The sequence below is a fragment of the Paenibacillus sp. FSL M7-0656 genome, assembly GCF_038003225.1.
GTDB lineage: Bacteria > Bacillota > Bacilli > Paenibacillales > Paenibacillaceae > Paenibacillus > Paenibacillus amylolyticus.
Genome location: NZ_JBBOOT010000001.1, coordinates 2879605 through 2892807, shown reverse-complemented (window position 1 = coordinate 2892807; position 13203 = coordinate 2879605). Strand labels below are relative to the sequence as shown.

Sequence of the window (13203 nt, the reverse complement as noted above, 5' to 3'; positions counted from 1 at the left end):
CTCCTTCATTTGACGATCATCTTCTGACACAGTACACTTACAAATAATAATGTTATTATAAATTATCATAACAAAAATAACAATAGTGTGAGAGTGTTAGGCTTAATCTAAATCAATTTGCTAAACTTCAATTCAAAGGAGACAACATCCATGGAACAGTTCAGATTACCGAAAATCCCTATGCCGCATCTGGAATTGCCGCAAGCTGTGCAGGATATTCTGACTGAGGCGGACGAGCGTTTGCAACATCGACCGAGATTGCTGACTCAGTTTCGCAATTGTTTTCCGAATACACTGGAAACGACCACGAAGCTACTGGAGGATGGGACAACCTTTGTGATTACAGGGGATATTCCCGCCATGTGGTTAAGGGATTCCGTAGAGCAGGTCATGCATTATGTTCCACTTGCGAAGGATGATGAGAAGTTGCAACGTATTATCGGAGGCCTGATCAAACGGCATACGTTCTACGCTGATATGGATATCTATGCCAATGCGTTCAATGAAACGGCGAATGGATGGCATTGGGACGCCAATGATGAGACGGAGATGTCGCCCTGGGTGTGGGAACGGAAGTTTGAGCTGGATTCTCTTTGTTTCTCCATGAAGCTGGCTTATACATATTGGCGGGAGACGGAACTTACGGATATATTCGATGAGCGCTTCAAGAAAGTGATGGAGAATATCGTACAACTATGGGAGACGGAGCAGCATCACGCAGAGCGTTCACCTTACCGGTTCATGCGCCGTAATTGTCCAGCCCATGATACGCTGCGTAATGAAGGATTGGGTATGCCGGTGAATTATACGGGGATGATCTGGTCCGGATTTCGTCCGAGTGATGATGCCTGTGATTTTCATTATAATATTCCGGCGAACATGTTCGCTGCGGTAACCTTGCGCCAGATGGGGGAGATCGCGAAGTGGGTGTTCCGGGATGAGCAGCTGGTGAGTCAAATGGCTCGTTTGGAAGAAGAGATACGACACGGTATTTCTCTGTACGGTACATACCGTCATCCAGAGTATGGGCAGATCTATGCTTATGAGACGGACGGTTACGGCAACTTTTGTCTGATGGATGATGCGGGCACACCTGGACTGATGTCTATACCGTATATGGAGTATGCTTCGATTGAAGACAGGGTGTATCAAAACACTCGTCGATTTATTTTGAGCAAAGAAAACCCGTTCTACTATGAAGGGAAGGTAGCCAAAGGTATAGGTAGCCCCCACACCCCTCCAGGATACATCTGGCACATGGCGCTATCCATGCAGGGTCTGACCGCAGACAATGACGAGGAGATGCTGGCGATGATTGAATTACTGGAGAACACAGATGCGGGTACTGGATACATGCATGAGGGTTTCCACGCCGATGATCCAAACACGTTCACCAGACCATGGTTTGCCTGGTCCAACAGCCTGTTCTCGCAGTTGGTGTACAAGGCAATGAAAAAAGGAATTCTATAAAATGATGAAAGTCCAAAAAAACTGCCTGCAAAGTGTCCGTTCCGGTTACGAATCGTTCTTTTGATCGCTGTTATCTCCGGATTTCCTGATCGACTTTTGTAAAGTCGAAATCCGGTGATAAAGGCGAACGCTTTGCTTCTTCAGAATCGATTTCGTCCCCTACACTACTTTCACTATCGAGCGCGACTGTTTTTGAACGATATCATTTTTAGAATAGGAGAGTAGGTAAAAAACAAGAAAGCCCAAACTGCTGAACTTTGCAGTTGGGCTTTGTTTAATATGAAAAACACAGGCGCTTCGCTATGTGTTTTTCAGTAGATCGGCGATGAACACTTTCTGTCCTGTGCGGGCGCTTTCCAGGGAAGCGAGGACCATGGCCATGCTGAACTGGTTATCACTGCAATCGGTCTCAGGCAGTCGGCCGGATTCCAGTGCGGCGAACATGTCTTCGAGACAGCCGTGATGTCCTGTTTTGTCCATGACAGGCAGTTCCGCTTCAATCCGCTCACTTGGCTGGAAAAAGGATGGTTTGCCGTCAGCATCCAGGCTTTGCGCAGTAACTACTTCAGCATAGATGTCATCATGACCATCCCAGATGGCGGTACCTTTTTCACCGATTACGCGCCAGCTTGCTTCCCATGATGTGGGTACACCTTCTGCGCACCAGGACCCGCGATAGTTGAATACGGACCCGTCGGACATCTCAAATATACATAACGCCATCGCATTGCCCTGATACCAGGAACCTGGAGGATTGAACTCATGGCAGTACACAGATACCGGGTTGGCTCCGAGAATATACCGTGCCTGATCAAACGTATGTATCGCCATATCGAGCAGCAGTGGACTATCTATCAGATCACGGAATCCGCCGAAGTGTGGCCCGAGGAAAAAGTCGGCTCCTGCGTAACCTACCTGCCCTATAGCTCCGCCGGAAATGAGGTGCTGGTAGGCGCGGATACGCGGATCAAAACGGCGATTCTGCATGACGGCTTGAATGTGTCCTGTGCTGCGAGCGGTTTGCACAATATCTGTGCAGTCGGAGAAGGACTCTGCCAGTGGTTTCTCGCCAAACACGTGACATCCTTCCTTCAAGGCTGTCATGGCAATGCCGTAATGACTCGCCGGAATCGTGACATCAAATATGATATTTGCACCAGTCGTTTGAATGGCTTCACGGATATCGGTGAACGTGGGGCAGGTGAGGCCATGTCTTGTAGCAAAAGCAAGGGCTGTCTGTTCATACAGATCGACCAGTCCGACGATTACTGTATCTGGCCTTTGCAAGGCATAGTCCGCCCATGTGTTTGCCATGGCACCGCAGCCAGCAATAATTACCCGATAAGGATGAGTCATGTTCTCATCTCCTTTGCATGGATTGTGTTATACAGCCTCGCATGGTTTCCTATACCGGATTGGGCACAAAATCGCCGCCGCGGCATTGTTTCAAATATCGCAATGCATGCACCTGTCCGGTCATTTCGAGTTCGTCTTTGTAGACGGGATCATGCCAGCCTTCAATATCAATCGTGCCCTGATAACCGTTTTGACGCAGAATGGTGATAATGTCAGCCCAGTTGTTATCTCCGAAGCCGGGTGTGCGGTGCCAGACAAATTCACGTGGGCCATGCACGCCATATTTTTTGACAATATCCCAGGCAATCGTGGCATCTTTGCCATGTACGTGGAAGACTTTGTGAGCCCATTTGCGTAGCTGTGGAATAGGATCGATCAGGCTGGACATTTGATGGCAAGGCTCCCACTCCAGGCCTACATTTTCATCCGGAACAGCATCAAACATCATCTCCCAGGCCGTTGGATTATGTGCGATGTTCCAGTCGCCTGTCTGCCAGGTGCCTCCCATATCACAGTTTTCAAAAGCAATCCGTACACCCCGGTCCGCTGCCCGGCGTGCCAGTTCACCAAATACTTCCTTGAACCGGTGGATGGACTCGTTAATGGGTTGATCGGTCAATCGTCCGGTGAACCCGGAGACGATATCTGCACCGAAGAGCTGTGCGTGATCGATCACTCGCTCCCAGCTTGCCAGTGTATCGGCGTTGTCTCCGGCTCCAGTTAGCGGATTACCAAATACACTCACCGCGGAGATGACAATACCTTGTTCGTCCACGATTTCACGGACACGTTTGGCTGTCTCTGCCAAGTCCAGGTCACCAGTTGTTTGCCAGAAGGTCAGGTTAAATGATTCGAAGCCATGTTGCATGATCTGCGGGATAACGCGGACGGCGTCCTGCCCGCCTACAAGGGTACCGATGCGTAATGATTTATTCATGGTTGTATTTCACTCCAATATTGGCTTATAGTACTTCGTGACACACTCATTATAGCCGTGGATTAACGGGATGGCTCTAAACAATCTTGTGTAATAATAGTCGGATCTTGTGAAGAGGGGGAAGAAGTCGTGCTGGATCTGAAAGCGCTTCACGAAAATACCCGAATTGACCATAAATCACATCCATTTCAGCTGTTCCAAAATCGGTGTTCAGATATGAAAGCTGAAGAATGCATTTTGTATTTGCATTGGCATGAACATTTTGAGCTGATTATTATGCGCAAGGGCAGTGCGCTGTTTCATATTGATAGCAAACCTTATGTGGTTCGAGCAGGTGAGGTCATCATCATTCCTGGAGGTACATTACATGTCGGATATGCTCTGGATGAGGGGGATGTGCATTATGATTCCGTTGTGGTCAACCGTGCACTGTTCCATGATTTCACTCATGATCCTGTGCATGAGCAATATGTCGCGCCGTATTTGGAAGGAAGAGTGAGATTTCCGGTCAAACCAGCAGAGGAAAATACAGCCTGCACAGGCTATTATTCTTTGCTGAATGAAGCTGTGGAGGAAATGGCGTTACAGCCCCCGGCTTATCAGCTCGTGGTGAAATCCAAGATGCATGCCTTGTTCACCCTGCTTGCGCGAACCTTTATGCCGCAACAGCTACCGGATAAAACGGTCGGATCGTATTTTCCAAACCGCGAACGTTTCAAACAGTTGATTGCACAGATTGAAGCGGACCCCACAGGTAAGATGTCTGTTACGGAAGCGGCAAGTCATGTGGGATTAAATGCGTATCACTTCTGCAAAATGTTCAAAAAGCTGACCGGACGTACCTTTGTGGAATACGTGAACGGTTGCAGGATGAGTGAGGCAGAGCAACTATTGCAAGGCAGTAGTCTGACCATTACAGAGATCGCCGCCAGAGTCGGCTGCGACAATGCCAACTATTTTACGAAGTTATATAAACAGTACAAGGGCATGACCCCCTCACAGGGGCGGGGGAGAAAAGAAGGTTGAGTACGGCCAGTTTACCAGTAGTCTCGAATAAAATGTCTATAACGAAGGTTGTGACCTTAAGTAACTCGCAGTCGCAATTGTGAGTAGAAGTAGAAGTAGAAACAGAAGCAGAAGTGGAAGCACACAGAAGTGCTTACCGTAACCATAATTATACGCATACGCACATATACAAAGAATAACCCGGATAAAGGCCAACTCAAGGCTGTTATCCGGGTGGTTTTGATTCAATCATATCAAGACAATCATCTATGTGTACAACGTGCTTATTTCATAAATCTGGAGAACAGACGATTGGCTTTCTTGGCGAGGTCGTCCATTTTGACGTTGGCATGATCGAACTGATTGTATCCCCATTTGATCGTTTGCAACATGCGTGGAGATATGGGCGTTCCCTTGATCCGTGGATAGATGTTGTGATAAGCCCAGACAAGATGCTCCCAGCGATTGTCATTGCCGTCCTGGATATACTCGGATACGTCAATCACTTTCCCGCGTCCATCCTGAAGTATTACATTTTTCAGATGAATGTCGCGAGGGTTCAACCCGCGGCTGCGAACGGCTTCTCGCGCTGCGTCCACATCGAGCATCACCTGCTCGGGGACGGGGATTCCTTTTTCCAAACATTCCAGCAGCGTATCCCCGGGTTCAAAACTGATCACAAGTACATTCCGGCCACTGCCGAAATAGGTAGGGAAGTATGGCAGGCCTTTGAGCTGCTCGTATACCTGTTTTTCATTTTCGAGTTTGTCCAAGGCATGATCCGAGTACATTTTGAAGGCATACTGCGGCAAGCCGTCATACGTAAATACAGCCGCATCCGTACCTGTGCCAATGCAATTCAATCCTTCTACATCGCCGATGATGTTCACGAGCTCATTCCGGTCGCTTCCGATGACTTGGATCTGTTGTAGTGCTTCTTCCGCCTGGAACCAATCCGGTCGATTCATGGGTGGTGCCTCCTTTTAGGATATGCCTGTACAATTTTTTTTCATATAATCATTTTCTAACGAACCGAGTAAGTCTTATTTCACGTAAATCGCCAGATCTGAAAATGTAACGAATCAGAGACACGCTATTAACTCATTTGCTTGCAATAAACACGTTCTACAACCGAAATAAGACTAATTAGCTTGTCTGGGGTTCGTTAGATTCCGTAAAACCTCGTGATCCACGTGATAAGGTGTGTGAGATTCGTTAGCGCCGGGCCTGCACTGGCCCCGAGCTAGACCCGTACTAACATCCAGGTCCCGGATTCGTGCCCTCTATAGAGTATATTATGCGTTCTGCTCCGCAATTTCATCTTTTGGTGATGTTACTATATAAACGATACGGATCGAATCGGAAACGGTTGCGTCAGAAGAAAATAACGGAAGCGCGCTTGCGACAAGGTTGCCCGGGCTTTATACTGTGAGCATTAAGGGATCTCATGCAGATCCGGCATACAGAAAGGCAGATTACTTATGGCACAATACCCGCAGTGGTCTTATTCGCAGTCGCGGGCGAGTATGTTCGATGAGTGCCTGCGCAAATATTATTATCATTATTACGGTGCCCATAACGGTTGGAAGACAGACTCTGCTGATGAGATGCAGGTTCGTCTGTACCGTCTGAAGCAGCTCAGCAATCTGTATCTTGTCTTTGGGGATCTCGCACATCGGATGTGTGAGTCGGCGGTACGCAGCAGGGAAGAGGGCAAAGATAAACCGCGTGAACACTTCCTGGAACAGACGATACGCAAGCTGCTGAATCAGGCGTATGTGGAATCCATGGACGCGGATCAGTGGCGACTGAACCCCAAGAATCGCACGATGTTGTCCGAGATCTATTACGGGGATGATACGTTAAATGACCGGATCGCCACGATTAAGGAACGGGCTTCGGCCTGTGTCGGTAACCTGTACCAGACGCTTACGTGGGAGGACTTGTCCCGAGCAAGTACGGACATTCTGGAGATCGAGAAATGGGATACCATGATGCTGCACGATACGCGTGTGTATGTGAAGATGGATTTATTGTATCGACGCAGTAACGGCAATATTGTTATTGTGGACTGGAAGACGGGCAAAGAAGATGACTTCTCAGATCAGCTAATGCTGTACGCGTCCTATGTAAGGGAGCACTACCGAATTCCTTTGGAGCAGATTGAGCTTCGTGTGGAGTACTTGTTAACCGGAAAACACCGGGAGTTCACAGCGACAGAAGAGGATATCCGGAAGGTGGAGGAGAACGTGGGTCGTTACATTGAGGAGATGCGATCCTGCGTGGAGGATGAGTATTACAACCGTCCCAAGGACGTCACCTACTTCACAGCGATGCCATCGCACCGGTCCTGCCGGGATTGCAACTTCCGCGAAGTGTGCAGTGAGCGAGCAGTCTGAAGCGCCCAAACCTTAGGAAACTAAAGGCCTTATACCAACTAATGAGTTATTTCATATGTGAAAAAAAACAAGAAGCGCAAGCCGGGAACATCATCTGCCCGACTTGCGCTTCTATTGCGTTCCACAGGCCTGGCGACAAGGCGCCGGGGTGGAACGATCATATCAAGATTACTGGACAGCGGCGGTATTCTCCAGCGCCTGACCCGCAGGAACATAGGCATGCCCGAGATCCCGGGCAACCGCCTCATACGTGATATGTCCATTCAGCGCGTTGACCGCACTGCGAATGGACGAACTGCCGCGAATCGCGGCGGCTGCACCGTGGTTGGCCAGCTGGAGCGCATAAGGCATGGTGGCGTTGGTCAGCGCCACCGTGGACGTACGCGGCACGGCGCCCGGCATGTTCGCCACGGCGTAATGCACGACACCATGTTTCACATAGGTCGGTTCATCGTGGGTTGTGATATGATCAATGGTCTCAACGATCCCGCCCTGATCAATCGCCACATCCACAATGACCGAACCCGGTGCCATCGTCTTCACCACTTGCTCGCTGACAAGCGTTGGCGCCTTGGCGCCCGGAATCAGCACCGCACAGATCAACAGATCTGCCGCCGCAACAGCTGTTGCAATGTTGGACGGGCTGGATACCAGCGTGTGGATCTGATTGCCGAAGATATCATCCAATTGGCGCAGCCGATTCAGATTCAGGTCAAGGATAGTTACATCAGCTCCAAGACCAATAGCAATTTTGGCTGCATTTGTTCCCACCGTTCCGCCACCAATAATGACCACTTTCCCCCGACTGACGCCGGGTACACCGGACAACAGAATGCCCTTGCCACCTTCCGTTTTCTCTAGTAACTGTGCTCCGATCTGGGAGGCCATGCGGCCTGCAACTTCACTCATAGGGGTTAACAGGGGGAGAGCGCTGTTGACCTCCAACGTCTCATACGCAATAGCCGTTACCCGGCTTTTAATAAGGGCTTTGGCAAGCTCCGGTTCCGCTGCGAGGTGCAGGTATGTGAACAGAATCAGTCCCGGACGAAAATATCCATATTCACTGGCAAGCGGTTCTTTCACCTTGATGATCATATCGGCTTCGGTCCACACGGACTTGGCATCCATCCGAATCTCGGCGCCCGCAGTTTGATATTCATGATCCGTGAATCCACTGCCGTTCCCCGCGCCTTGTTCAATCAGTACCTGGTGACCGGCTCTGATGAAATCAGCAGCCCCGGCCGGAGTCATTGCTACACGATTCTCATTATTCTTGATTTCTTTGGGAATTCCGATTCTCATCACCATGCACCTCGTCCATTTATTGGTTGTTAGCTTATACTACAAGTTTATGACTTGGATAATCGTTTTGCACCTTACTTGATGTCTAATCTTTAGAAATTGAACTCAACATATTGTCGAAAAAGACTGTTCAGGACATTTGTCCATGGATTATAATGTAAGAAAAAATAACACGAAGAGGGATCGCCATTGCGAAATGACCGTGTGTTTACGATCAAAGATATCCTTGCACGTCCGGTATTTGGCCGAGCACGACTAGCGGCAGGGAAGGATGGAGTGAACCGTCAGGTTGGCTGGGTTCATGTATTGGAGATTACCAATGTATCTCCATTCGTAAGCCCCCATGATCTTATTTTATCCACTGGACTGTGGCTTCAATCGGAAGAAGGGCGCGAAGAGTATCTGCTTCAGCTCATTGGCAGTGAGGCAGCCGGGCTGTGTGTGGAGTTTGGTACCAGCATATTCGGAATCCCGGAAGAACTGATTGAACTGGCGGACAGACACCAGTTTCCGCTGATCGTATTTGAGCAACCGGTCCGTTTTGTCGAGATTACACAGGATATTCACTCTCTGCTCATTAATCATCAGCACCAACTGTTGAAAAGTCTGGAAGCCTACTCCCGCCAGCTTCAGCAGCGTACATTACAGAGTACGGACATGTCTGCTGTGCTGAACCTGTTGCATGAATACGCTGCCAAACCGGTGGTGTACATCTCGTCTATGGAGCCGGGTAGCTTTGTGCCCGAACTTGCTCCGGAGATGGAGCAAGCAATCTATACCTGGTATGAACAGGAGGTAGAACATCTGGATCTGAATGATTCGGATACTGAATTATGGTTCCACATAGACGAAGAGAAGGCTCTGTTGTGTCATCCGGTCGTCTGTTTTGGCCAGGTATTTTCGGCTGTAGGCATGATTGTGCATCCCGCAGCTCCAGTCGAATATCTCAAGCTGTTGCTCGACTATTCAGCGAAGGCAGCGGCAGCGCTCACGCTTCGCTCCCAGTTTCTTGAAGAGAAGATGGTCCGCAATCAGAACGAGCTGATCCAGGATCTGATGAATGGCAACATCCATCAGGAGGAGCAGGCCCAGACCCGAATGGGACTTCGTTTGCTGGTGAAGGGACAGTACTGGTTTGCGGGAGGGGTCATCGAGATTGAGCATCGATTGAAGGGTACGGGCCGGGAGAGGATGGAAGCGAATCATCAGGATGTTCTTGTCCTGCTTCGTTCCCTGCTCAAGAAGAACAATCTGCCTAGCCTGATTATGCTGAAGAACAACCAGGTATATCTGTGCTGTGCGAAGGAAGCGGTAACGGCCGCTGCACGTCATCAACTGCTGCGATTGCTGGAAGGAATCGCCCTGGATGTGAAGCGGTTTGCCAGCCGCAACTTGAACCAGGTCATGATTCATACCGGATTTGGCAAGTTTCGCAGCCGTTTGACCAGTCTGCCGGAGAGCCTTCAGGAGGCCTATCAGGTGATCGAAGTTTCGAGATCGGTAGATTCGATGGAACATGTTCACTTTTACGAACGTATGGGTATATATCAAATGTTAAAGGCATTACCCCAATCCTTCCTGCAACCCTTTGTCCAGGATCACCTGGGTATGTTGATTGAACATGACCAAACGCATCACCTGCGATTGGTAGAGACGTTGGATGCCTACTTGCAGAACTTTGGTTCCAAACGGGATGCGGCCGCCCAGTTATTTATTCATCGGCAAACGTTGTACAACAGACTGGAGAAGCTGGAAGAACTGATGGGTCCAGGTTACATGGATCAAGGGAGAAGAATCTGTCTGGAGATGGCGTTGCTCGCGCACGTGATGATTGAGAATGGACAGTGGCAATCCTCTTGATGAGGTGAAAGGGATGCAACACAGACTGTGCATCGATCTTACACTACCTTGAGCACAGTCTAGCAGTTTTTACTAATCCGCCGGGTGTGTCGTAATGAAGCAGGCAGGCGTTGCAGAGTGGAAGCGGAGCGTCGGCCCCGATAAAGCTTCGTTTGACCGGAGGAAGGTGCCAGTGATAATGAAGAAGGAGTAGCCAGCCGATACGGGGGTGACGACCGGTCGGGACGTCCTTCCTGTTCTGCTTCATTGTCCTCCATTGAAATGCCACTTTGGTGCAGCCATTCATTAAGTCGTTTAGGATTGATTCCAAGTTGTCCGCTCAGATTACAGATATCGAGGTTTATTCTCACAGAAATCCGCCTTTCCTGGAATATCGGGCTGGTAGTAGGGTATGAAAGGGAAGCATGAATTCGAGATCGGTAAATGCTCATGTACATGTTGGCTGTGCTTGATTGGCGGAATGATCCATTATGTTAAGAAGTAGCGCGGAGGGGTCTATGTATACCTTGTAAAAACGTTTCCATGTCCGCTGTTTTGAATATTTACTATAAATTGGCTTTTAACAAGATTCTATCACTTCACACCCAATTGCGCGTCTCAATATAGTCTCAATTTTGTGAGAGAATAGAATCAATTTCATAATACCTTCAGCTGCTTCAATCAAAGGTAGATATAGATCAAAACGATTCAATTTGTCTATATCTAGTTACAAAATTGATAGTTTACTGAGTTATGAAATGGATTCAAAAAAGTATATTAAAAGTACCAGTATCTAGTACGGAGGACATATATGGGAAACAGTAGTGAGGCTCAATACGACAAATATGTTGAGGATGGCAAACGTTTCATTGGTCGAACCAAGGAACTGACGACACTGGAGCGGTGGTTCAATCATCCGGAAGCCCCATTAACCATATTTTCAATTACGGGTATGGGAGGCATTGGTAAATCTTCCTTGCTTTCAGAGATGTTATCTGTCTCTCGGGATCGAGGTGCGACGGCAATATGGATGGATGGTCGATCATGTGGGGCAACTCCTTCCGTTTTTATGGATTATTTGTCCTCTACATTAGGCTTGGAAACAATGGATAGTGAAGGATACCCGCGACCATTGAGTCTGCTGAGAGACACATCGATCGAGAAGAGATTGGTTCTGGCCGTGGATAATTATGAAGAGCTTGCTCTGTTAGAAAGCTGGTTCATGGAAGTCTTTGTATCCAAACTTCCGTTAAGAGGGATACTTGTCATTCTTGCATCACGCCCGGAACTGGCGTCCACCTGGCGGACACATCCCCGATTACATCAGAGATTTATACAGATGCGGCTTCAACATTTCACAGTTGATGAGATTACGGAATACATCACGGTGGCAGGCTTTCTGAATCAGGGGATGGCAGGTACCATTACGCGAATGACCGATGGACATCCGCTGGGGCTGGCGCTTGCTGTAGAAGCTGCAGATCAGAGGAGGAATCTCCCACAGTCCGAATGGGCTGAACTGTCCCATATGATCAGTGCTCGATTATTATTGGAACTTACGACACCCCGTCTGCATCCTGTAGTGGAGGTACTAACACTGCTTGAGACAGCCAATCAGGAACTATTATCATCAGTACTGGATATGACCGTGACAAAAGAAGAGTACCACATGCTGAGACAGATGTCGTTTATCCGTTCCGGCCCGGATGGTCTTGCCCTGCATGATATGGCCAGAGTACATCTACTACGAGATTTTCGCCAGCGTGAGCCACATCGGTTGCAGACATTGCGTATCAAGATTGCGAAGCTGTTGAAACCGCTACATGAATACGCAGGGGCTCATGAGCGTCGTCAAATCGCCCGAAAGATGCTGCTGCTCTGTCAGGAATCGATGCTTCAATACCGCAAGTACGCAGACGTGTCTCGTGATTCCCTGTTCTCCCCTCTTGAGACGATGAGAAAAGAGGATCTGCCCGCTCTGCACAGCTTGTTACAGCAATGGTGCGAGTACAGCGTGGAACCATGGCAGGCGGTATCCTATGGTCCCTTTCTGGATGAACTGGCGCACCGTTATCCCGAAGGAATCGTATTAATGCGTGACAAGCTTGGGGAGACAATCGCCATGTTCATTACCATTCTTGTACATAGGGAGAGTAGTGAGTTTTTACTAAAATATTTTCCAAATGAGATGTATGAATGTTTCACACCACAGGAACTTGAAAATGACCCGGATCAGAGTGATACGCACTTTGCCTTGCTGGCTGCGGCAAGAGATGATGTGCCTGGTTATACACGAGAAGAACTGGTGGGATACATGGCACTGGATCGACTATCTCTACTGGGTGATGGTGCACGAGCGATACTCGTTGCAACGAATCCTCACCTGAAACTATTTTTGCAGAGCATTGGATTCCAGATGCGAAGAACCCGCACCCGTGTCTGTGACAGATTCGAGGACCAGGCGGACATACTTGATTTGGATTTGCGTAGCGGGCAATTCGGAGAGTGGGTCATGTCTCTGCTTGATCCGGAATCAACAGAGGATCGTATACAGCCGGAAACAACGGAAGTGGATGGTGTAATCTGGACTGAACAGGATGTTCGCAAGATGTTGGGGGATCTTCGTTCCCCGGGAGAATTACATGAATATGCTGGCAGGGTTAGAGGAGTAAAGGATGGAATCCAGTTACAGCTGTATGTCATGGATCTGTTAGAAGGCAGAGTACATGGCCTATCTCCACAGGATCAGATGCTGTTATACGCGGCCTACTGGACGCATGCTGGCAATCCAACTGCCGCAGCCCAGACGTGTTCCATGAGTCGGGCGACATTCTATCGCCATCTCAGAACAGCGCTGACTCGCTTGGCGCGGATTTTGTAGGGTTCTATTCGTTC

At 48.8% G+C, this 13203-nt stretch carries 10 protein-coding genes; 5 read left to right on the top strand and 5 right to left on the bottom strand.

Annotation, left to right across the window (positions count from 1 at the left end):
* Positions 1-150 precede the first annotated feature (150 nt).
* Entirely contained in the window at positions 151-1470 is a 1320-nt protein-coding gene (locus MHI01_RS12835) for a glycoside hydrolase family 125 protein (protein WP_340983268.1), read from the top strand.
* 300 nt (positions 1471-1770) lie between these two features.
* Here MHI01_RS12835 and MHI01_RS12830 read toward each other — a convergent pair whose 3' ends face one another.
* Positions 1771-2826 carry a Gfo/Idh/MocA family protein gene (locus MHI01_RS12830; RefSeq protein WP_340983267.1) on the bottom strand — a complete coding sequence of 352 codons (1056 nt, stop codon included), beginning with the start codon at positions 2824-2826 and terminating at the stop codon, positions 1771-1773.
* A 49-nt stretch (positions 2827-2875) separates the two neighbouring features.
* Positions 2876-3763 carry a sugar phosphate isomerase/epimerase family protein gene (locus MHI01_RS12825; protein WP_340983266.1) on the bottom strand — a complete coding sequence of 296 codons (888 nt, stop codon included), beginning with the start codon at positions 3761-3763 and terminating at the stop codon, positions 2876-2878.
* A 129-nt stretch (positions 3764-3892) separates the two neighbouring features.
* On the opposite strand from MHI01_RS12825, the gene MHI01_RS12820 reads away from it, so the two are divergent.
* The gene (locus tag MHI01_RS12820; protein WP_340983265.1) at positions 3893-4789 is read left to right on the top strand and encodes a helix-turn-helix transcriptional regulator; all 897 of its coding nucleotides are present in this window, start codon (positions 3893-3895) and stop codon (positions 4787-4789) included.
* A 263-nt stretch (positions 4790-5052) separates the two neighbouring features.
* On the opposite strand, the gene MHI01_RS12815 is transcribed toward MHI01_RS12820, so the two are convergent.
* Positions 5053-5736 carry a serine/threonine protein kinase gene (locus MHI01_RS12815; RefSeq protein WP_340983264.1) on the bottom strand — a complete coding sequence of 228 codons (684 nt, stop codon included), beginning with the start codon at positions 5734-5736 and terminating at the stop codon, positions 5053-5055.
* A 513-nt stretch (positions 5737-6249) separates the two neighbouring features.
* Here MHI01_RS12815 and MHI01_RS12810 point away from each other — a divergent pair.
* Positions 6250-7167 (top strand): PD-(D/E)XK nuclease family protein, encoded by a 918-nt coding sequence (locus tag MHI01_RS12810; RefSeq protein ID WP_076329468.1) that lies wholly within the window; start codon positions 6250-6252, stop codon positions 7165-7167.
* A gap of 168 nt (positions 7168-7335) precedes the next feature.
* Here the strand turns inward: MHI01_RS12810 and ald are convergent, their stop codons facing one another.
* On the bottom strand, positions 7336-8469 hold the full coding sequence (gene ald / locus MHI01_RS12805; protein WP_340983263.1) for an alanine dehydrogenase: 1134 nt from the start codon (positions 8467-8469) through the stop codon (positions 7336-7338).
* Between the two features lie 189 nt (positions 8470-8658).
* On the opposite strand from ald, the gene MHI01_RS12800 reads away from it, so the two are divergent.
* Positions 8659-10329, top strand: coding sequence for a PucR family transcriptional regulator (locus MHI01_RS12800; RefSeq protein ID WP_340983262.1), 1671 nt, complete (start codon positions 8659-8661; stop codon positions 10327-10329).
* 59 nt (positions 10330-10388) lie between these two features.
* On the opposite strand, the gene MHI01_RS12795 is transcribed toward MHI01_RS12800, so the two are convergent.
* Positions 10389-10679: a hypothetical protein gene (locus MHI01_RS12795; protein WP_340983261.1), complete on the bottom strand. Its 291-nt coding sequence runs from the start codon at positions 10677-10679 to the stop codon at positions 10389-10391.
* Positions 10680-11119: 440 nt separating this feature from the next.
* On the opposite strand from MHI01_RS12795, the gene MHI01_RS12790 reads away from it, so the two are divergent.
* Entirely contained in the window at positions 11120-13189 is a 2070-nt protein-coding gene (locus MHI01_RS12790; RefSeq protein WP_340983260.1) for an nSTAND1 domain-containing NTPase, read from the top strand.
* The last annotated feature ends 14 nt before the right edge of the window (positions 13190-13203 follow it).